Annotated in this window: 21 protein-coding genes and 5 pseudogenes; 5 read left to right on the forward strand and 21 right to left on the reverse strand. The window is 54.8% G+C overall.

The features are described from left to right. Nucleotides 1–95: 95 nt before the first annotated feature. A complete protein-coding gene (locus tag VC35_RS15385; RefSeq protein ID WP_002554837.1) occupies nt 96–305 on the reverse strand; it encodes a cold-shock protein in 210 nt (69 codons plus the stop codon). A 353-nt stretch (nt 306–658) separates the two neighbouring features. Here VC35_RS15385 and dcd point away from each other — a divergent pair, with 353 nt between their 5' ends. Together dcd and VC35_RS15395 are read left to right on the forward strand one after the other, a co-directional pair. After that, a complete protein-coding gene (gene dcd / locus VC35_RS15390) occupies nt 659–1,225 on the forward strand; it encodes a dCTP deaminase (RefSeq protein ID WP_007940589.1) in 567 nt (188 codons plus the stop codon). Nucleotides 1,226–1,332: 107 nt separating this feature from the next. Continuing rightward, nucleotides 1,333–1,542, forward strand: a complete 210-nt coding sequence (locus VC35_RS15395; protein WP_008052149.1) for a hypothetical protein — start codon at nt 1,333–1,335, stop codon at nt 1,540–1,542. Nucleotides 1,543–1,612: 70 nt separating this feature from the next. Here the strand turns inward: VC35_RS15395 and VC35_RS15400 are convergent, their stop codons facing one another. From VC35_RS15400 to VC35_RS15425, 6 genes are all read right to left on the reverse strand, one after another. After that, nucleotides 1,613–2,377, reverse strand: a complete 765-nt coding sequence (locus tag VC35_RS15400) for an ABC transporter ATP-binding protein (protein ID WP_046041204.1) — start codon at nt 2,375–2,377, stop codon at nt 1,613–1,615. A 13-nt stretch (nt 2,378–2,390) separates the two neighbouring features. Beyond that, nucleotides 2,391–3,509, reverse strand: coding sequence for a succinylglutamate desuccinylase/aspartoacylase family protein (locus VC35_RS15405; protein WP_046041205.1), 1,119 nt, complete (start codon nt 3,507–3,509; stop codon nt 2,391–2,393). 27 nt (nt 3,510–3,536) lie between these two features. After that, entirely contained in the window at nt 3,537–4,247 is a 711-nt protein-coding gene (locus VC35_RS15410; protein ID WP_027925663.1) for an ABC transporter permease, read from the reverse strand. Continuing rightward, nucleotides 4,244–4,972, reverse strand: a complete 729-nt coding sequence (locus VC35_RS15415) for an ABC transporter permease (RefSeq protein ID WP_046041209.1) — start codon at nt 4,970–4,972, stop codon at nt 4,244–4,246. Before VC35_RS15415 ends, VC35_RS15410 begins: the two co-directional genes overlap by 4 nt. Before the next feature lie 56 nt (nt 4,973–5,028). After that, complete coding sequence (locus VC35_RS15420) at nt 5,029–5,811, reverse strand: transporter substrate-binding domain-containing protein (RefSeq protein WP_046041211.1); 783 nt, start codon at nt 5,809–5,811, stop codon at nt 5,029–5,031. A 373-nt stretch (nt 5,812–6,184) separates the two neighbouring features. Continuing rightward, on the reverse strand, nt 6,185–8,635 hold the full coding sequence (locus VC35_RS15425; protein WP_046041213.1) for a penicillin acylase family protein: 2,451 nt from the start codon (nt 8,633–8,635) through the stop codon (nt 6,185–6,187). Between the two features lie 191 nt (nt 8,636–8,826). On the opposite strand from VC35_RS15425, the gene VC35_RS15430 reads away from it, so the two are divergent. Next, nucleotides 8,827–9,384 (forward strand): cysteine hydrolase family protein, encoded by a 558-nt coding sequence (locus VC35_RS15430; RefSeq protein ID WP_046041215.1) that lies wholly within the window; start codon nt 8,827–8,829, stop codon nt 9,382–9,384. A gap of 155 nt (nt 9,385–9,539) precedes the next feature. Here VC35_RS15430 and VC35_RS15435 read toward each other — a convergent pair whose 3' ends face one another. The 3 genes from VC35_RS15435 to VC35_RS15445 all read right to left on the reverse strand — a co-directional run bounded on the left by VC35_RS15435 (nt 9,540) and on the right by VC35_RS15445 (nt 10,851). Further along, nucleotides 9,540–9,752 (reverse strand): SEC-C metal-binding domain-containing protein, encoded by a 213-nt coding sequence (locus VC35_RS15435; protein WP_015093814.1) that lies wholly within the window; start codon nt 9,750–9,752, stop codon nt 9,540–9,542. After that, nucleotides 9,749–10,243: an LEA/WHy family protein gene (locus VC35_RS15440; protein ID WP_046041217.1), complete on the reverse strand. Its 495-nt coding sequence runs from the start codon at nt 10,241–10,243 to the stop codon at nt 9,749–9,751. The genes VC35_RS15435 and VC35_RS15440 overlap by 4 nt, the downstream gene beginning before the upstream one ends. Nucleotides 10,244–10,329: 86 nt before the next feature. Then, the gene (locus VC35_RS15445) at nt 10,330–10,851 is read right to left on the reverse strand and encodes a YchJ family protein (RefSeq protein WP_046041219.1); all 522 of its coding nucleotides are present in this window, start codon (nt 10,849–10,851) and stop codon (nt 10,330–10,332) included. Nucleotides 10,852–10,997: 146 nt separating this feature from the next. On the opposite strand from VC35_RS15445, the pseudogene VC35_RS28945 reads away from it, so the two are divergent. Then, nucleotides 10,998–11,276 (forward strand): annotated as a pseudogene (locus VC35_RS28945) (IS66 family transposase); the annotation flags it as partial. 48 nt (nt 11,277–11,324) lie between these two features. Here VC35_RS28945 and VC35_RS28950 read toward each other — a convergent pair. The 10 genes and pseudogenes from VC35_RS28950 to VC35_RS15485 form a co-directional block, all read right to left on the reverse strand. Continuing rightward, nucleotides 11,325–11,694 (reverse strand): annotated as a pseudogene (locus VC35_RS28950) (polysaccharide biosynthesis protein); the annotation flags it as partial. A 1-nt stretch (nt 11,695) separates the two neighbouring features. Continuing rightward, a complete protein-coding gene (locus tag VC35_RS28955; RefSeq protein ID WP_185754791.1) occupies nt 11,696–12,511 on the reverse strand; it encodes a glycosyltransferase family 2 protein in 816 nt (271 codons plus the stop codon). Next, entirely contained in the window at nt 12,501–13,853 is a 1,353-nt protein-coding gene (locus VC35_RS15460; protein ID WP_046041222.1) for an O-antigen polymerase, read from the reverse strand. The genes VC35_RS28955 and VC35_RS15460 overlap by 11 nt, the downstream gene beginning before the upstream one ends. A 1-nt stretch (nt 13,854) precedes the next feature. Beyond that, a complete protein-coding gene (locus VC35_RS15465; RefSeq protein WP_046041224.1) occupies nt 13,855–15,117 on the reverse strand; it encodes an oligosaccharide flippase family protein in 1,263 nt (420 codons plus the stop codon). After that, nucleotides 15,077–15,334: a polysaccharide biosynthesis protein gene (locus tag VC35_RS30020; protein WP_259674435.1), complete on the reverse strand. Its 258-nt coding sequence runs from the start codon at nt 15,332–15,334 to the stop codon at nt 15,077–15,079. Before VC35_RS30020 ends, VC35_RS15465 begins: the two co-directional genes overlap by 41 nt. A 93-nt stretch (nt 15,335–15,427) precedes the next feature. After that, complete coding sequence (locus VC35_RS15470) at nt 15,428–15,751, reverse strand: nucleotidyltransferase domain-containing protein (protein WP_046041225.1); 324 nt, start codon at nt 15,749–15,751, stop codon at nt 15,428–15,430. After that, nucleotides 15,748–15,966, reverse strand: a complete 219-nt coding sequence (locus VC35_RS30025) for a nucleotidyltransferase substrate binding protein (protein ID WP_311132822.1) — start codon at nt 15,964–15,966, stop codon at nt 15,748–15,750. The genes VC35_RS15470 and VC35_RS30025 overlap by 4 nt, the downstream gene beginning before the upstream one ends. Next, nucleotides 15,914–16,171, reverse strand: a complete 258-nt coding sequence (locus tag VC35_RS30030; RefSeq protein WP_259674436.1) for a nucleotidyltransferase substrate binding protein — start codon at nt 16,169–16,171, stop codon at nt 15,914–15,916. Before VC35_RS30030 ends, VC35_RS30025 begins: the two co-directional genes overlap by 53 nt. Before the next feature lie 31 nt (nt 16,172–16,202). Beyond that, a complete protein-coding gene (locus tag VC35_RS15480; protein WP_046041226.1) occupies nt 16,203–17,270 on the reverse strand; it encodes an LPS O-antigen chain length determinant protein WzzB in 1,068 nt (355 codons plus the stop codon). 255 nt (nt 17,271–17,525) lie between these two features. Beyond that, a pseudogene (locus VC35_RS15485) lies at nt 17,526–17,757 on the reverse strand (HU family DNA-binding protein). Here VC35_RS15485 and VC35_RS30035 point away from each other — a divergent pair. Next, nucleotides 17,693–18,001: pseudogene (locus tag VC35_RS30035) on the forward strand (transposase); the annotation flags it as partial. The pseudogenes VC35_RS15485 and VC35_RS30035 overlap by 65 nt on opposite strands. Before the next feature lie 142 nt (nt 18,002–18,143). Here the strand turns inward: VC35_RS30035 and VC35_RS15495 are convergent. Then, nucleotides 18,144–18,399 (reverse strand): annotated as a pseudogene (locus VC35_RS15495) (transposase domain-containing protein); the annotation flags it as partial. Nucleotides 18,400–18,662: the final 263 nt, after the last annotated feature.

Below are 18,662 nucleotides of genomic sequence, written 5' to 3' on the forward strand. Positions count from 1 at the left end.
TCGAAGGCGGCTATCTTTTTTGGCGTGGACAAAACACCCGCCCACAAAAAAGCCCCGCTGTTGAGGGCGGGGCTTTTTACTAAAGCAAGTACAAGTTAGATAACTTGAACTTCTTCAGCTTGCATGCCTTTCTGACCGCGGGTAGCGATGAAAGAAACCTGTTGGCCTTCTTTCAGGCTTTTGAAGCCGTCGGACTGGATAGCTTTGAAGTGAACGAACAGGTCGTCACCGGATTGTGGAGTGATGAAGCCGAAGCCTTTTTCATCGTTGAACCACTTAACGGTACCGGTTTGGCGATTAGACATGGTGTAACTCCTTGAACAAAGATAACTGCGACTCAGGAAGAACCCTGGCCGAGACTGAGTGCAAAGAGCAGGAAAAATTCTTGTAGATGGTTGGATCGAAATTCAACATATCGTGTAGAGATTCTCAGTGACACAAGCAGCACAGTGACGCCACCTTAACCCTTTTTCCGGAACGTGCCAATGCTTCTTGCACAGGTTTCTCTGTTTTAAGGATCGGCGGTGTGACGGTTCGTCGCCAGAGCAGGTAATTCCTGCCTGTTCGGCGAGAAATGCACCGCGGACTTTGAACCCGGCGGCGCGCCCGGTAAGATGCCGGACAGAATTTTTCGACCTCGCTATTCAGGACACCCGCCATGAGCATCAAATCGGACAAGTGGATTCGCCGCATGGCGCAGGAACACGGCATGATCGAGCCTTTCGTCGAGCGCCAGATGCGCGGCAGCGACGATAGCCGTGTGATCTCCTACGGCGTGTCGAGCTACGGCTACGATGTGCGTTGCACCAATCATTTCAAGGTGTTCACCAACATCAATTCGGCCATCGTCGACCCGAAGAACTTCGATGCCGGCAGCTTCGTCGACATCCACAGCGACGTGTGCATCATTCCGCCGAACTCGTTCGCCCTGGCCAGCACCGTCGAATACTTCCGCATTCCGCGTAACGTTTTGACCATTTGCCTGGGTAAAAGCACCTACGCGCGCTGCGGCATCATCGTCAACGTCACGCCGCTCGAGCCTGAGTGGGAAGGCCACGTGACCCTGGAGTTCTCCAACACCACCAATCTGCCGGCGAAAATCTACGCGAACGAAGGCGTGGCGCAGATGCTGTTCCTTGAGTCTGACGAAGAGTGTGAAGTGTCCTACAAGGACCGTGGCGGCAAGTATCAGGGCCAGCGTGGCGTGACCCTGCCGCGCACCTGAGTCAACCGTCTGACAAATGTCGGGAATTCCTGAGCGAGCGTACACTCTATGGGGTGTACTGTTCCGATCCGCGCAAGGCGGGTCGGGCCATCGCTCAGGAGTGCCGAATGAAGATCGATCCGCGAATCAGTGCCGAACTGGCAAGGCTTGAACCCAATCAGGTTGGCGTTCTGGCCTGGTCCTTGTTGGCACACCCGCCCGTCAGCATGGCAGGGGGTATTCCCGGCCAGCCTGATCCTGATACCCCGAATGAACAGCCCAATGAACCGGGCGAGCCTACGCTGCCGGATGAGCCACCGCCTGCGCCTGTCGTCTGATTATCAGTTACTACAGATCAAAATAATGTGGGAGCGAGCCTGCTCGCTCCCACAGGTTTTGCAGTAGACGTTACTTCAGGTTGCCGCTGAGGAACTGCTTCAACCGCTCGCTTTTCGGCTTGCCCAGCACGTCTTCCGGCGCGCCTTCTTCCTCAACCAGGCCGTGGTGCAGAAACAGCACTTGGCTGGACACTTTGCGGGCGAAGCTCATTTCGTGGGTCACCATGATCATGGTCCGGCCTTCTTCGGCCAGGCCCTGGATCACCTTGAGCACTTCACCCACCAGTTCCGGATCCAGCGCCGAGGTCGGTTCGTCGAACAGCATGACCTCCGGCTCCATGGCCAGTGCGCGGGCAATCGCTACCCGTTGTTGCTGACCACCGGACAGGAAGGCCGGGTATTGGTCCGCCACACGGGAGGCCAGCCCCACCTTGTCGAGGTAACGCCGGGCGCGGTCCTCGGCTTCTTTCCTGTCGCAGCCCAGCACCCGGCGCGGCGCCATGGTGATGTTTTCCAGCACTGTCATGTGGCTCCACAGGTTGAAATGCTGGAACACCATGGCCAGGCGGGTGCGAATCCGCTGCAGTTCATCGGCGTCGGCCACGTGCATGCCGTGACGATCCTTGATCATGCGGATGTTCTGCCCGTCGAGGCTCATGGCGCCGTCGTTGGGTTGTTCCAGGAAGTTGATGCAGCGCAGAAAGGTACTTTTACCCGAGCCGCTGGCGCCGATCAGGCTGATGACGTCGCCGGTCTTGGCCTTGAGCGAAACACCTTTGAGGACTTCATGGTCGCCGTAGCTTTTATGCAGGCCTTCGATGGTCAGTTTGTACATGGGGCGTGCATCCTCAAGGCGAAAGTAGATAGCCGCTGCGATAGGCTTCGGTGCCCGCGACGTGGGCGATCACCATGCCGGCAGTGGCCATGCGGCGCAGCGAGCGGGCGTACATCAGCCCGGCTGTGGCGCAATGAACGGGAGTGACCAGATCGTTGACCGGATCAATGATCTCGGCGATCAGTTGCCCTGCTTCCAGGTACTCACCCGGCAACGCGGTGAACACCAGCAGCCCGCCCACCGGCGTGGCCACCGGCTCAACACCGGCCAGCGGAGTCGCCGGGTAGGGCAGGTCGGGCAGGGGCGCGGGTTCGCCGGCGATTGCGCCGAAATGGATCAGGTAGTCGATCAGCGCCTGGCAGTCGAGGCTCGCCAGCGGGTGATTGACGTCGCCCTGACCGCGCAGTTCGACGGTCACCGAAAAACTGCCTGGCGGAATGTCGAAGTGCTCGCCGAAGCGCTCCTTCAACTGCCACCAGAGCAGGGTGAAGCATTCGTCGAACGACTGACCACCGGAATCGGTTGCCAGCAGGCTGGCTTCGGCGCCGATATAACGGGCCAGCGGCTCGACCTGCGGCCAGGCATCCGGCGTGGTGTAGAGGTGAGCGACCGCTTCGAAATCGCAATGCAGGTCTAGCACCATGTCGGCGTCGCAGGCCAATCGTTGCAGGGTCAGGCGCTGGGATTGCAATTGGGTGGCGGCGGTCTGCCGGGCCAGCGCATCGCGCAGGTTGCTGCGGATCAGTTGCAGGTTGTGCTGCGGATCGTCACCGAGCTTGCCTTCGATCGCGTTGCCGACTTCCTCACTGAGGTCGACGAACCAGCGGTTGAAGTTCTGGCCGCTTTCCAGCTCGTAGCGACCCAGCGGCACATCCATCAGTACCTGTTCCAGGCCCACCGGGTTGGCGACGGGTACCAGCACGATTTCGCTGCGCAGGCGACCGGCGGCTTCCAGCTCCGCCAGGCGTTGCTTGAGGTGCCAGGCCACCAGCATGCCGGGCATTTCGTCGGCGTGCAGGGAGGCCTGGATGTAGATCTTGCCGTTGGCCGGTTGGGGGCCGAAGTGAAAGCTGTGGATCTGTCGTGCGGTCCCCGGCAGCGGGGCCAGCAGGTCATGTTTCTGGTGGCGCATCTGTTGTTTCCTGAAGCTGGTTGAGACCTAGTGGGTCGGGCCGAGGAAGGCCAGCCATCGGCGTTCGGCAAGGCGGAACAGGCCGACCAGCGCAAAAGTGACGGTCAGGTAGATCAGCGCGGCGATGCCGAACGACTGGAAGGTCAGGAAGGTCGCCGAGTTGGCGTCCCGCGCGACTTTCAGGATGTCCGGGATGGTCGCGGTGAAGGCCACGGTGGTCGAGTGCAGCATCAGGATCACTTCGTTGCTGTAGTACGGCAACGAGCGACGCAAGGCCGATGGCATGATCACGTAGGCATACAGTTTCCAGCCAGTCAGGCCATAAGCCTTGGCCGCTTCGACTTCACCGTGGTTCATGCTGCGAATGGCCCCGGCGAAGATCTCCGTGGTATAGGCGCAGGTGTTCAGGGCGAAGGCCAGGATCGTGCAGTTCATCGCATCGCGAAAGAATGCGTCCAGTACTGGCTGAGCTCGAATGGCGGCCAGACTGTAGATCCCCGTGTAACAGATCAATAGCTGAATATAGAGCGGCGTGCCACGGAACAGGTAGGTATAGAACTGCACCGGCCAACGGATGTAGAAGCGCGGCGATACACGGGCGATGGACAGCGGGATCGACACGATAAAACCGAAGAAGATCGACGCGCTGAGCAGCCACATGGTCATGGCCAGGCCGGTGATGTTGTTGCCGTCGCTATAGAGGAAGGGTTTCCAGTATTCCTGCAGAAGTTCGATCATCGTACGGCCTCCCGGGTACCAGCGGAGTAACGACGTTCGAGCCAGCGCAGAATGAAGTTGGACGCGCTGGTGATCACCAGATAGATCAGCGCTGCAATTACCAGGAAGTAAAACAGCTGATAGCTGCTTTTGCCGGCGTCCTGGGCAGCCTTGACCAGGTCGGCGAGGCCGATGATCGACACCAGCGCGGTGGCCTTGAGCATTACCATCCAGTTGTTACCGATACCCGGCAGGGCATAACGCATCATCTGCGGGAACACCACGATCCAGAAACGCTGGCCGCGCTTGAGGCCATAGGCGGTGGCCGCTTCGACCTGACCCCGTGGGACGGCGAGAATCGCGCCACGGAAGGTTTCAGTGAAATACGCACCGTAGATGAAACCCAGGGTGATGACCCCGGCACTGAACGGGTTGATCTCGATGTATTCCCATTCCATGTAATCGGTAAAAGAAGTCAGCCAGGTTTGCAGGCTGTAGAAGATCAACAGCATCAGGACCAGGTCCGGAACGCCGCGAATGAGTGTGGTGTAGAGCTGGGCAGGCACGCGCATCAGTTTGACTTTTGACAGCTTGGCACTGGCGCCGAGCAACCCGAGCAACACGGCTACCAACAGCGACAACGCCGACAACTTGATCGTCATCCAGGTGCCTTGCATCAGCAACGGACCGAAGCCCTTGAGGCTGAAGGCAGAGAGCCCCAGATTTTCTAATAGGTTTTCGAACATAAATCAGCAACCTGATCGGATGAAAAAAGCGCCCATCGAGAGATGGGCGCCGGGCATTATTTGCCGCTGTACAGGTTCAGATCGCCAAAGTGTTTCTTCTGAATGGTGGCGTAGGTGCCATCATCGTGTAACGCTTTGATACCTTTATCCAAAAGTGCTTTCAGCTCGGTGTTACCTTTCTTAATGCCAACGGCCGTTTTGGCTGGCAGCAAAGCGTTGTCGACCGGCTTGGTGACATCGTAGTCGGCACCCTGTGGAGACTTCAGGAAGCCCAGTTCGGCTTGCAGCATGTCCTGGATCCCTGCATCGAGACGACCCGAAGTCAGGTCGGCGTAGACCTGATCCTGGTTGGCGTAAGCCTGGGTTTTCACCCCGGCCTTGTCCAGAACGGCCTTGGCATAGGCTTCCTGAATGGTGCCTTGTTCGTAACCGACGGTTTTGCCCTTGAGCGAGGCAACGTCTTCAGTCACGCCGGAACCTTTCTTGAACACGTAGGCGGTAGGGCCGGAGAACAACTCGCTGGAGAAGTCGATGGCTTTTTCGCGGGCTTCAGTAACGGTCATCGACGAGATCACACCGTCGAATTTATTGGCTTTCAGACCCGGAATCATGCCGTCGAAATCGCTTTCGACCCACTTGCACTTGACCTTCAGTTCGGCGCAGATCGCGTTCCCCAGATCGATGTCAAAGCCTACCAGGCTGCCATCGGCCGCTTTCGACTCGAACGGTGCGTAGGAAGGGTCAACGCCGAAACGCAGTTCTTTGTACTCCTTCGCCATGGCGGAGCCAGCAGCCATGCACAACGCCAGTGCAGAAAGGGTCAGCAATGCTTTTTTCATTATTCAATCCCTAAAAACCAATATGAGCGCTTGTGGCGCAGAATTATTGTTACTGGAAAGCGTAAGACCTGTTGAAAGTAGCAATTTCCGAACCAGAGTGCCGAACAAGCGTTTTAAAAGGTACTTGGAAATGGCCGGAAACAGATTTATGCACGAAAACGGGCGCAGGGAAATGGGTGCACCAAATCATCTCGCCACAAAAAACGGTTTGACTGAGCCGGGTCGCCAGGCTCTCTACCTCGTCGACACGACTTGTCCTTGCGTCAGCGCAACCGCGATGGCGATTCCACATTCAACCTCTATTTTGAATGTTGAATCGCTATCGTCGGAACGCCGCCCGGAGCCGGCTCGCTCCCACAGGTAAAGGGCGGGGTTACTTTCCTGGGGTCAGCGTCAACCGCGCCTTGCCATAGGCGTTGTCGAAGTTCTGCGGCTGCATCGGCAGGCTCATGTACTGGCCTTTGAGCCACGGTTCGATGCTGTTGAGGTAGTTCGGGCTGGCCGGGTTGCCGGATTGGCCGGTGCCGTTTTGTGCCATCAGCGGTTCGGACTGGCCGAAGTCGACGATAAAGCGCATGGCTGGCGCCAGCGTGGTGTTGAAGTCCTGGCCCCAGGCGAAGGCAGCGGTGTTGACTGTGGTGTGATCGCCACCGGCCGGCAGCGGTCCGCGTACGGTCTGGCCGCTGGCGTTTTTCCATTCATAGCGATGCAGTTTGCCCCACTGCCAGGCTTTGTGATCACCGCCCAACTGGCCGTCACCTGCGCTGATCGCGGCGGCGAGGCTGCGAGCGAGGATCGCCGGTTTGTCTTCTTTCTGTGCGGTGCGCACGTCATCCCAGAACGGGCTGTCTTCACGCCCGAGCAAATGATCGGCCTGGGCCGCGTAGGACAGCTTGCCGTCGGCGACAAAGGCTTTCCACGCCGGGCTGCTTTCCGGGCCCAGTTCATCGAGGAAGATCTGCCGTGTGCTTTCCTGCAGGAACAACTCGTAGATGGCCGCATCGGTGGAGGTCGGGCTGAGCTTGCCGTCGAACGCCATCAGGCGGCTGTAGGCTTCGTGTGCCTTGGCGCGATCGGCCGGCGCCAAGGCGTCCATGGCTTGTTTGAGCGGCTGGGCCATGCCCGGCGCCTCGAACATTTTCTTCAGCTTGGCAGCGAAGGTGGTGGTCTGGTCGTATTGCATGGCGATCAGGCTGCGGCTGTCGTGTTTGCCTGCACCAGCCAGTTCGGCCAGGCGCTCGCCACGTTCCGGTGCCGCCCATGAGTTGGACAACTGCATGCCGTAGCCATGGGGAATGACCCGCTGGTTGGCGGTGCCGAGCCAGCCTTGGGCCGGGTCCTGGTCGTACGGGTGCAGCATCGGATCGGCATAACCGTCCCAATCGTAACGACCTTCCCAGCCCGGCGAGGGCAGCAAGCCTTCGCCTTCGCGGCGGTTCGGGTAACGGCCGGTGACCTGCCAGCCGATGTGGCTGGCATCGGCAAACACCAGGTTCAGCGCGATGGCGCGGATTTCGCGGCTGGCATCCGAAGCTTTCTCGACGCTCTGGGCGCGGGACAGGTCGAAGAACGCGTCCAGGGTCTTGTCGTCGGTGAAGTTCGGCGTCTGCAAGGCCAGGCCGAAACCATTGGCCAGCGTGGTGCCCTGAGCGCTGTTGAGCAGCGGGCCATGGCGGGTTTCGTACACGGCTTCGCGAATCGAGCGCTGGCCTTTGACGAAGTAGGTTTCGTTGCGCACGATCGCCGGCTGCCACTTCCCGGCGTTTTCGTAGGTGAGCCCGTTGCCCTGGCGCTTGATCTTCTCCAGGAACAGGTCCTGGTTGTCGCCCATCACGGACGTCATGCTCCACGCCACTTTGCCGTTGAAACCGCCAAGCACCATCGGCAGGCCCGCGATGGTCACGCCGGAAGCCTGATACTTCGGCGCGCGAATCTGCACGTAGCTGAACAACGAAGGCACGCCCAGCGGGCCGTGACTGTCACTGGCCAGCAGGCTCTTGCCGCTGCGACTGCGTTGCGGGGCGATGGCCCAGTTGTTCGACGAGGTGGCGCCCAGCAGGTTGAGATCAGACAGTTGGCCCGTGGCTTTGCTGAGTTCGGCCAGCCCCGGTACTTGCCCGTTGAGCTTGAGGCCTTGCAGTTTTTCGCTTTCGGTGGCCGGCAGTTTTTCGTCGGGAGCCGACGGCGTCAGCCACGCCAGTTTGTCGGTGGTGACGGTCTGGGCCAGCACCAGCGAGGAAATTTCTTCCGGCAGGTTAGTCGACTGGCTGAAGTTCAGCAGGCAGAAAATCAGCGCCGAATCTTCCGGCTGCCAGTATTCAGGCTTGTAGCCGGTGGCTGCCAGATCCGCCGGCAGTTTGTCGCGGTAGCGGAACAGGTAGGCGTTGACCCCCCGCGCATAGACTTCGAAGAAACGCTTGAGGCGCGGCGAAGAAGCCTTGTACAACTCGCCAGCACTTTTCTTCAGGTTGACCGCCCGCATGTAGCGGTCGGCATCCAGCAGGTCGGCACCGTGCATCTCGGCCAAACGGCCCTGGGCCAGCAGGCGCAGGGTGACCATCTGGGTGATGCGGTCGCTGGCATGCACGTAACCGAGGGTGAACAGCGCGTCGTGGAAGCTGTTGCTTTCGATCAACGGCATGCCCATGGCATTACGGCGCACCGAAACGCTCTGCGCCAGGCCCTTGAGTGGTTGTACGCCGGAGGTTGGCGGGAGGGTGTCCTGGGCGTTGAAGTTCTGACAACCGGTCAGGCTCAACACACCGGCCACTGCTGCGGCAACGCCGAACCGGGGTAGAAAATGAGTAAGGGCTGGCGAGGCCATGGCAAAGCTCCTGCGGGGGTAGAGGCGGCGCGAAATAAAGGCGCTACGTTAGTGAGCGGGAGGTGGCCGCGCAAGCGGGGTACAAGGTTATTTCGGGATTTGTCTGATAAACCGGAAAGATCGCAGTCTTGCCAGTCGCAATGGGGGATGTTGAAGTGCGACACGCTCAACAATTCTGGAGAAAAGTCGGCATGGAGCTCAAGGCAAACGCGGCACTGATCATCATCGATCAACAAAAAGGCATCCTGCATCCCAGGCTCGGCCGCAGGAATAATCCCGAGGCCGAAGCGCGCATGCTGGAAATGCTCGGCCATTGGCGGCGCACCGCCCGGCCGGTGGTCCATGTGCAGCACCTGTCCCGCTCGGAGGACTCGGTATTCTGGCCGCAGCAGTCGGGGGTGGAGTTTCAGGAACGGTTTCAGCCAATGGCCGGTGAACGCTTGATCCAGAAGCAGGTGCCGGATGCGTTTTGTTCGACTGGGCTGGAGGCGCAGTTGCGCGAGGCGGGGATCGGGCAGTTGGTCATCGTCGGCGTCGCGACCCACAACTCGGTGGAATCCACGGCGCGTACCGCGGGCAACCTGGGGTTTGATACGTGGGTGGCCGAGGATGCGTGCTTTACCTTCGACAAGGCTGATTTTTTCGGCCATGCCCATAGCGCCGAAGAGGTGCATGGGATGTCGCTGGGGAATTTGCACGGTGAGTATGCGACGGTGGTCAGCAGTGCACAGATTCTGTCAGCCGACTAAGCAACTGTGGGAGTGAGCTTGCTCCGGGCGGCGTTCCGACGATGGCAGTCTGACTGACACACTCATGGTGAATGTGCTGCCGTCATCGCGAGCAGGCTCGCTCCCACAGGAGGGGGTGGTGATTCAACAGGCGAAGCAAGCCTTCGCCCGAAGCATCAAGCGCCGTGGCACTTCTTGAATTTCTTGCCGTTGCCGCACGGGCACGGATCGTTGCGGCCGACATCTTTCAGGGCATTGCGCACCGGTTCCTGGTGAGCGTGGCCGCAGTTCGGACCGTGGACATGGCCGTGGTCGTGATCATGGTGGTGATGGTCATGATCATGATCGTGGTTGCAGTCAGGGCCGTGGACATGGGGTTGCTGGGTCATCGGTGTTGCTCCGGAATTAAATCGGCGGCGATTATCACGCCATTGCGCGCCAGGTGCACGTAGTGGGCGATGAATATACCGGTTTCCAGTTCACCTTCCAGACGATAGGGGATGGGTTGATCGGCTTTTTTCAGCAGTTTGGCCATTTCACGGACCTTGGACCACAGATTGGTGCGGATCGGCACCTTGAAGTAAGCGCTGTGCATGGGGCTGATGGTGAACCAGTGTTCGTACTCGCCGTCGGCCAGCAGTATGTCACCCAGGTGAACGCGATACTCCAGACTGCGCACCGTCAGGTCGCTGTCGTTGGGGTTGTCGATGCGAAAGTGCAGGAGGAATTTCTGTTCCAGCAGTTTGGCGCTCACCACCTCGACCTTCACCAGATGGACCTCGGGGTCCGGCAAGTCGTCGTCGAACCACGACGCACAGCCGCCGAGTCCCAGTGTCAGGAACAACGTGAGCAGACAGAGTGCGCCGCGGCGGATGATCATCGTGGTGTTTCTCCCTTGAGCCCAGTCTAGACCCAAAAGATCGCAGCCTTCGACCGCTCTTGCGCGGTGGACAGTCACTCCATGTCCTAGCTGCTGAAATACCCTGCACAACACTTCTTGAACTTCTGCCCGCTCGCGCACGGGCAGGCGTCATTGCGTCCAGTCTTGAGTGGCACGGTCGGGTCGATGAAGTACCAGCGACCGGTGTTTTGCACAAATGACGAACGCTCTCGATGACTGTGCTCGCCATTGCTGTCGTGCCAACGCGCGGTGAAGGTCACGAAAGCGTGTTCAGGCTGGCCACCCAGCACTTCGGAGCTTTCCACCTCAAGGCCCAGCCACGTGCTTTGCGCGCTCCAGTCGCTGATCGATTGACGGTCCAGGCCGGCCTGTTGGGCGGGCAGGGTGGTGGCCACCAGATAGTCGACCAACCCCAGCACGTAGGCGCTGTAGCGTGAGCGCATCAAGGCTTCCGCGCACGGTGCCGGGTGTCCTTCATGGTAGTGACCGCAGCAGGCGTCGAGCAGGGTGCCGCTGCCGCATGGGCAAATGGATGTACTCGTTTCTTCCGGAGCCTTGCTAACTGTTACTTTGGTTTTATTTTCCATAAATCAGCCACTTACCTAATCTAACTTTTTTCACGCATTCTACGCGTAGGAGGAGTGCGTGACTGCCAATCAGGCTCATTGCAAACCCATGGCAATCATTTGAGCGATCGTTAGAGATGGAGGCTAGCCTACGATGGAAACGAACGCTGCATGACTGGATCTTGGCTCAGCGAGATCTGGTGCGCAATGGATCGGCTGCGGCCAATGCTTAGGATTTCAGCCTTAAACGCTGGGTAGCGTTTAAGCGCTAACTTAGATGACGGGCTGTACCCATCGACAACAATAAGGTCGATTACCAGATCCGACTGTGGGCACTTGGGTGCCCAAACTGGTTGTTTGCCGGCTCGCTACGCAGCGGAAAACGCTCGGCGACGATCATGAGCTTGATCCAGTCGGCGCGCATGAGCGGACACTATCCGTCTGCGAGAGCGGCCGCCTTGGCCGATTGCTCTCCTTAGCGAGAGGCAGCTTTTAACGTTGCCGTAGCGCGTGTCGCAGATCATAGTCTTGTCATCATCAACGTTGCGTGACTTAGCCACCATGACCTTCTCCATCATCGCCTTGGAAATCCTCATGGCATTGATCGGATGCAGGGCCTTATCGGTGCTCAGACATACCACGCGCTTGACGCCATTCTGGATGCTCTGATAATCGCGCACATCACCGATATAGAATTTCAGCTTGGAATTGGCATAGCGCTTGCCAATGTCATCCTGCTTCTTTTCGTCACGGCTGAAGATACGAATATTCAGCAATATCCGTATCGAGAAAACGTTTAAGCACGGCATTACCAAAGGAACCAGTGCCACCTGTAATCAATAGACGTTTATTTGCAAAACTCATCTCAGTAAAAACCCCTATAATGCCAATACCCTTCCCGTCCAAATTCGTAAGTTACACGTGACGGTAGTTTTGATAGAGTTGCGCTCTCCTTATGTAGAACCTTCAAGTTCGGATCATAATAAAGCTTTCCGTCAGCGGAATGAACCTGCCGAGTCAAGTAGGCTTCCTCACCATAGAGGAAGTGGGGGAAATCCAAGCGCGAAAACCTACGCAGAAATGCGGGAAGCAAAATATAACAAGCGCCTATGCCCAGATGAAGATAACCAGGAGGGGATGGCTCAACTCTTTTCTTGCCCCCACCCAAGCGATGCAGGCATCGCTGGACCCACCTTAAAACGCACGCCAGATAATAATGCGTAAAATACAAATCTAATCTTAATCTCGCAATTCTTCCCCACGGCGTCAACACATGGGGATTTTGATGAACACCATCAACCGTTATCACATCCGGACACACCACAAAAACATCATCAGGGTAGCGAGCACACAAGAATTTTTCGCAAAATTCGCGCGCAAACACCAGATCGTTATTGCACAATACAACTATATCTTCACGCTCAAAGAATTCACTCTCGAAAAAACAGTTGAACGCACCAAAATACCCAAGATTGCGGTCAGGCCGCAATATTTTTATAAATGGAAAGTCAACCACCAGCGAGTCTATTTTTTCTTGAGCCTCCAGCCGATCCGAGTTATCAACAAGAACACAGACAAGGCGAGAACCACCAGACACGATGTCCGCCAATGAGTGACAAAAATCAAACGTATCTTGATAGTTATTATATACCACGCCAACAAACGCGAACCTAGGAGTCACAAGCACCACCTGACAAGTTAATTACTTCTGAAACTCGAGATTTTCCCAATACAATAGAATACCGCATAGACATCCTAAAGAGCAAAATCAACGCGACACTAATAGCCGCTGAAACTGGAACCGAAATCCAAGTGAGAGAACTTACAACATAACTCTGATAGATCACACCAACCATATATATGAAAATCACAACAGCAGTAACAGCGAACCTCTTACATAACAAAAAATAGAACGACAGGTTAGCTACAAACCCAGCCGAGACTGCAAACAAGAGGGAGCCAAAAAGTCCAAAATCAACAATCAAACCACGAAAAGCCGTATATATATTAGTAGTCAGCACACCGTCAATTACAAAATACTCATCATAAACACCCAGTGGCACAGGACGCGCATCCCCAAGCGCACGAAAAAAGCCCATAAACGTATAGAATCCTACTTGCAACTCAGACTGATCATAACCTCGAAACAGCGCCCCTCCAAAGTACCTATCAGAAAACCAGTCCGAAAAAGCAAAGAAATGCCCCGACGAATACGAAGCCAGATAATACCGCAATATATCCACATCAGATCCAAATCGAGCAACGAACGATGCGACAACCAACCCAAACAACACCAACACTCCCAGCAATACAGGTACAAGCGGTACTTGAGGTAGCCGAAAATCATTTGCAAAAACTCTAGTAACTAGCCAAGCACCAATAAATAAGGCAGCGGACAAAAACAGAAGCCCCTTAGCGCTTTGCAATAACATAACAAGCACCGAGGGAATAAAAGCAAGAAGCAAAACAATAATTTTACCACTTCTCCGAGAGGCCCCACCAAACACAAGACCACCAAAAACAACAACTTGGAAACTTGCAAGCAAAGCCAGCTTTTGAAAAATATTTTCGTTAAGCTCACCCGCATAACGCCGACTAGCATATTCTCCCGCACTTGAAAGAGCATCGAAGTTCACCGCCAACCCCTGCGCGCTAAGATCAAGAAGGTGAAATATCACAGCAAGAACTAACAACAACAGAAAAAAATAAATAAGCGACTTGTGCGAGAATATACCTCCCAACAAAACCTTAAACTTATTTTGGTCAACCACCACACTCCACTGCATGCCAAAGACGGTCAAAGAAAAACAAAAAACAAAAAACACAATATATATTGCTGCAGCAGGATTAAAATCAACACCAAAGCCAATCAGTAACGGCACCGCAACATATACGACCCACGCCATTGCAAACAACGATGCTGGATTAAACCAAATTCCTGTCTTACGCCACGCAGCAAAAAAAATGGCTCCTAGGCACAGTAACGAAAAAAGCCCAACAAGCCAGGGTATAATCAATTCCATTCTAAGCGGCCCTCCTCAGCGTCAGCAAAATCAACATAAACAGAAACGCCTCACCAAAAATATACGCTACAGCAGCCCCTTGCTCGGAAAAAAACGATATTAAAATCGCAGAGAGCGTGACCGTCACGAACCCCGTAGCCGCGACAATTTTTGCGTAAACTCGCTCCTTCCCAAGCGTACTCAAGGCCATCGTACCATAAATATAATTAGCCACCCCAAACAAAACCGACCCAATCATGACTCCAATGAGAGCCATAACCTCAGTGGAGAGCGGAAGAACACCCCAGAATCGCAACATGCCTGCAAACAGAAAAAAGAGAAATATCACGATAGATGATACAAAAAGCTGAACCCTTACACTCTTCCAAAGCACAGTAAAAATACTCAACTCAGCACTCGGGCAAGACAAATCAACTACGGTGCGGACCGCATATAACTGACTTAATGGAAAAGTAAGAGCCTGAATCATACGAACGTATTTCTCCGCAATTGCATATGCAGAAATCGCCAACGGACCGACCGACATTATAGACAAGAGCAATGTATTGCTAGCACGATACAACAGCACAGAAACACTTGCGACAAATAGCGCCCGCCCCTTGAATAGCAACTCAACGGATCGCTTGAGTAATTTTAGCGGCGAACAAAACCCGATATTCGACGCAATATAGAAAAACGAAAAAAAACCTGATATTAAATAACTTACAGAAATAAACCCTGAAACAAAATTTTTATCAGATGCACCGTCAACAAAAATTACTCCCAATAAACATGAGAGCAACCGAGGAACAACCACAAACACCGCCAATGGTTTATTCTTCCCAAGCGCCTGATAATAGTAAGACGATTGCAACACGCCCCCCAAAGGAAATAAAAGCCAAATTAACGCAAGCTCAAGAAACGACGGAAACAAAAAAACCACAAACCCAATCAATACGATCGAAACCCCACTCAACATAATTAAGCGTGCATACAAAATTGAATAATACACCTCAGATTCTTCGACCTGTCCTTTACCTATCGATTCAATTACCTGCTTCAAACCACTGATATCAAAACTATACAAAGCGAAGGTCAAGACAATAAACGCGACAGCCTCCATAGTCACTACGCCGGCAAACTTTTCCGCCCCTATTACACTCAAAAAATAAGGGAACAAGAACAATGGCAGAAGAGCGTTCCCCCCTTGAATAGCTGCCAGTGAAGCTAAGTTAATCAAATTATCAATATTTTTTTGCAAATGCACATACCCTTTCAGAATCATTCACTGTCTTAACCTTTGCGCGCAATGCATAAAAAACCAATAAAAAACAACTACCCAACTTTGCAGCAACTCTGGAGAACCGAGCCTCGCCCCGAATTATCGAAACACTCAAAACCCCAAAAATAACCCGCATTTTTACAGTGTTGGTGTTGTGAATGATCTGGCGAATAACCGTAGAGCCAATAGATCCGGCACCGCCGGTGACAAAAATTTTCATTTAGTCTACGAGCTCTGGATGCTTAAAATTTAATTCGTTTGCCGAGTTACGCCTGCGGCTAACCCGACGCTTAACCTATAACGCGAAATTTGACTAACACTCTTGACCTCTGCCATAGAACACCCGCCCAACAAGTTCGATGTGTTCGAGCAGGCCCGGATTACCCAACTGCCGGTAGAGCGACAGATCGAACTTGTACGGGAGCAGCAGGTTGTCAAGGTCACCATACAGGTTCAACAATTCTTGATCACTCAGCTCACCCTTTAAGGTCGGATCGATATCCGATCCGGGCCTGGAGGTGCCCTTGGCTCGTGAACCATAAAGGACGGCCTGCGTCAAGCCTGGGTAACGCTCAAACACCTGGCAGATGGCATGGACGCCAGCTACCGGTAAGCCGCTGTCCGGCAGGCTATTCATGCTTTTCGTGCGACTCTGGCAAGCAGTGCCTTTTCCAGTGCCTTCAGCAACGCATGGTGCTGCAGGCGGATGTTCCCGAGAATAGCTTCTGCCGTTTCTTCGTTGTAGGCATGCGACGTTCTAGTGCGATCGGCCAGAATGTTCATCCAGCCTTGCCCCTCTTCAGTGAGCCCCTTGCTGAAGGCTTCTCGGATAGTATCCCGTGAGCCGGTAATGCCTTCGCATGCCCTGCAATATCAGGAATTTTTTCAAGGTGTTCCAAGCCAGCTCGTAAGTGTACTCGAAGGCCTGGATAACCCCCTGCTTCTCCAGCCTAGAGAGTTCTCGAACCTGCACCAGGGCAACAGCCTCGTCCAACTGCGCAAAGGCTTTGCAGAAGTTGTGTAAGCGTTGTTCCCAGCGGATATCTTCAGTATTCAAGGTCATCTTTAACCAGAGACAAGGGAATCGATTAGCTTAGGCTTGGCTGACGACGCTTCACCCACATACCACGGATCAGAGCAATAAACACGCCTAACATACCACCAAGAACAACACCCAGAGCTAGTATCAGCGCTTTTTTAGGCTTGATTGGGGTCTCGGGGGCTTCGGCAATATTATCCAAGGTGAAAACCGCAACGTTACTTGGACTCACGCTAACCTTGGAGAGAAAATCCAATCGATTTTCAAAATCACGTAGATCGGCTATAAATGGGTCGTCATTCGTACGGCTTTGCAATACTGCCAGTTCGACGCGAATGGCCTTGGCACCAAGCTTATACATCAAGTTGCCATCAACGAACTGCTCCAACTCACCATCCGACGATGTTCTGAGGGCTTTGACCTGTGGCGCTTGCACACCCACTTTATCCGCAACGATCAAAGCCTCATTCAGGCGAGCGATGCGGTCCTCGCGAAGCTTTTTGGCACTCTCACGTAACACCTCAATTCGACTCTTGATCGACTGAACTCGCATACTGATTTCAGTCGCGGCCGTATCAGCCATATCTTGCCGGGTCTTGCTCGCCGCCCGCTCAACATACAAATTCGCCCACTCTGCCGCCCTGCTCGGCACTGCGGACTGCGCTGTCACTTCGAATCGATCGGGGGTGTTTTTAACATCTGGATTGCTGACGACTAGCTTCTTGTTGAGAGTCTCCCGAAGCTGATCTTTCGTTCCTGAGCCAATCTCAGCTGCCTGCGCAGGAAGATAGATCTGCTGGAAAAAACTATTGCGCTGATTTTCTGAGCGAAGGTTTTGGGTGAAAATAGAGTATATTTTTTCCACAGTAAATTCTGGAAGCCCGGCCTCAGCTCGACCCAGATTATAACCAGCAATATCTGCCAAGCGCGGCGGCAACAAACTGGTTTTTGCCTCGTAGACTGGCGCGGACAAAAAGGCATAACTAGCGGCTACGACTGTGATTATCAGTGTAACAAGAGCGATCAGGAGCTTTTGCTTCCAGAGATGCTCAAGCCACTCAACTAAGTCAATCTCGTCCGAGGGTATGTTGCTGCTAGCAGGGGGAATCTGGCTCACTGAAACTCCGAACTGATAAAAAAATTAATATCGGCAGCTCAGCAATGGGATGGGGACTAAAAAATCCGCTCGCAACCCTTTGATTCTTTGGCCTAGGTAACAGCCTCTCCTCGAGACGCTCCAAAGTAGAGAATCCTCACTGCCGAAACGAGCTACAAACTCAGCGCGATATTCTCTCAGATATATGAACTATTACAAGGCCTGACAGGCTGCAGGATGCGTAAAATCGTCCTTGCCGTCAGGCTCTACGCCCTACTATTCCTCCTCATTCACCCGATCGCGCAACTCCTTTCCCGGCTTAAAATGCGGCACAAATTTACCATCCAAGCGCACGAAAATGTAGAGGGAAGCTGCCAAATCCACGGATTTCGATACGATCACCGGTCGATAGTGCCTGCGACATCTGCTCGAGCATGGTCTTGATGGCCAGCTCGACATCCTTCGGCGACAGCAGCCCTTGGTGCGTAACGATCCGCTCGATCAACAAGTTGGCGCCATGTGTTCACTGTGCTAGTTCGTCGTTTTACCGCTGGGGTCAGCGCTCGGGTTTGCAGCGCTATTGCTGTCGAAACTGCGGACACACCTTTTCCGCGTTGTCGGGCATTGAGCTGGCCCATCTACGCCACAAGTCCTTGTGGCTGAGTTACGTCGAGGCACTGAGCGATGGGCTGACGGTGCGTCGGGCGGCGGCCCACTGCGGTATCGACAAGAATACGGCCTTTCGTTGGCGCCACCGTTTTCTGCGCCAAGCCGCCCAAATCAAGGCCGAGCGCCTGGAAGGCATCGTCGAAGCCGACGAGACCTTCTTTCCTCATTCACTGAAAGGACGTATCCGATCCATGAAGTACACCTACCGCAAGGTGCGCTCCCCGTTTACCGTGGCGTCTCTGGCGAGCAGTTCCACGGCAGCAAGGCTTCGTAGTCTTCGATCGACGAGGCGTGCGGCAACCGCTCCAGTACGTGGCGCAGCCACGTATAGGGCTCTTGGCCGTTGACCTTTGCGGTCTCGACCAGGCTGTAGATCTGGGCGCTGGCGGTAGCACCTTTGGGCGTATCGCTGAACAGCCCGCCAGGCCTTGCGACCAATCACAAACGGCTTTATCGCTCTTTCCGCGGCGTTGTTGTGTACGCCCTGACAAGGCGTATGAGTTTAGTGGGTGCGAATCCCACCCGGCTACTGTGGCTCCGGCCGGAAGCACTTTGGAGCAGTTCAGGAGGCAACGAATGGGCTGAAGTATCTGAAGAAAAGGCTTCTTTAGGAAGTCAGTGACTATGCAGGCCGTAGCGCGCAGCGAACACCGAGCAGGCCCCGAAAATGCCTTGCGGTAGCCGACCCGCCATAATAACGGGGAAGGTTGATAGTGCCGAGGGATCGAGCGTCAGACGAACTTG

Origin of the sequence: Pseudomonas fluorescens, from assembly GCF_000967965.1 — a bacterium.
Taxonomy (GTDB): domain Bacteria; phylum Pseudomonadota; class Gammaproteobacteria; order Pseudomonadales; family Pseudomonadaceae; genus Aquipseudomonas; species Aquipseudomonas grandcourensis.

What these genes read in the sequence shown, in the direction of transcription:
- VC35_RS15435 (WP_015093814.1), bottom strand. Translation starts at nt 9,752, where the DNA reads ATGACCCAGCAACCCCATGTCCACGGCCCTGACTGCAACCACGATCAT.
- VC35_RS15460 (WP_046041222.1), bottom strand. Translation starts at nt 13,853, where the DNA reads ATGGAATTGATTATACCCTGGCTTGTTGGGCTTTTTTCGTTACTGTGC.
- dcd (WP_007940589.1), top strand. Translation starts at nt 659, where the DNA reads ATGAGCATCAAATCGGACAAGTGGATTCGCCGCATGGCGCAGGAACAC.
- VC35_RS15415 (WP_046041209.1), bottom strand. Translation starts at nt 4,972, where the DNA reads ATGTTCGAAAACCTATTAGAAAATCTGGGGCTCTCTGCCTTCAGCCTC.
- VC35_RS15470 (WP_046041225.1), bottom strand. Translation starts at nt 15,751, where the DNA reads ATGAATAGCCTGCCGGACAGCGGCTTACCGGTAGCTGGCGTCCATGCC.
- VC35_RS15400 (WP_046041204.1), bottom strand. Translation starts at nt 2,377, where the DNA reads ATGTACAAACTGACCATCGAAGGCCTGCATAAAAGCTACGGCGACCAT.
- VC35_RS15430 (WP_046041215.1), top strand. Translation starts at nt 8,827, where the DNA reads ATGGAGCTCAAGGCAAACGCGGCACTGATCATCATCGATCAACAAAAA.
- VC35_RS15385 (WP_002554837.1), bottom strand. Translation starts at nt 305, where the DNA reads ATGTCTAATCGCCAAACCGGTACCGTTAAGTGGTTCAACGATGAAAAA.
- VC35_RS15410 (WP_027925663.1), bottom strand. Translation starts at nt 4,247, where the DNA reads ATGATCGAACTTCTGCAGGAATACTGGAAACCCTTCCTCTATAGCGAC.
- VC35_RS30020 (WP_259674435.1), bottom strand. Translation starts at nt 15,334, where the DNA reads ATGAAAATTTTTGTCACCGGCGGTGCCGGATCTATTGGCTCTACGGTT.
- VC35_RS15405 (WP_046041205.1), bottom strand. Translation starts at nt 3,509, where the DNA reads ATGCGCCACCAGAAACATGACCTGCTGGCCCCGCTGCCGGGGACCGCA.
- VC35_RS15445 (WP_046041219.1), bottom strand. Translation starts at nt 10,851, where the DNA reads ATGGAAAATAAAACCAAAGTAACAGTTAGCAAGGCTCCGGAAGAAACG.
- VC35_RS15465 (WP_046041224.1), bottom strand. Translation starts at nt 15,117, where the DNA reads ATGATTCTGAAAGGGTATGTGCATTTGCAAAAAAATATTGATAATTTG.
- VC35_RS15425 (WP_046041213.1), bottom strand. Translation starts at nt 8,635, where the DNA reads ATGGCCTCGCCAGCCCTTACTCATTTTCTACCCCGGTTCGGCGTTGCC.
- VC35_RS15395 (WP_008052149.1), top strand. Translation starts at nt 1,333, where the DNA reads ATGAAGATCGATCCGCGAATCAGTGCCGAACTGGCAAGGCTTGAACCC.
- VC35_RS15420 (WP_046041211.1), bottom strand. Translation starts at nt 5,811, where the DNA reads ATGAAAAAAGCATTGCTGACCCTTTCTGCACTGGCGTTGTGCATGGCT.
- VC35_RS15440 (WP_046041217.1), bottom strand. Translation starts at nt 10,243, where the DNA reads ATGATCATCCGCCGCGGCGCACTCTGTCTGCTCACGTTGTTCCTGACA.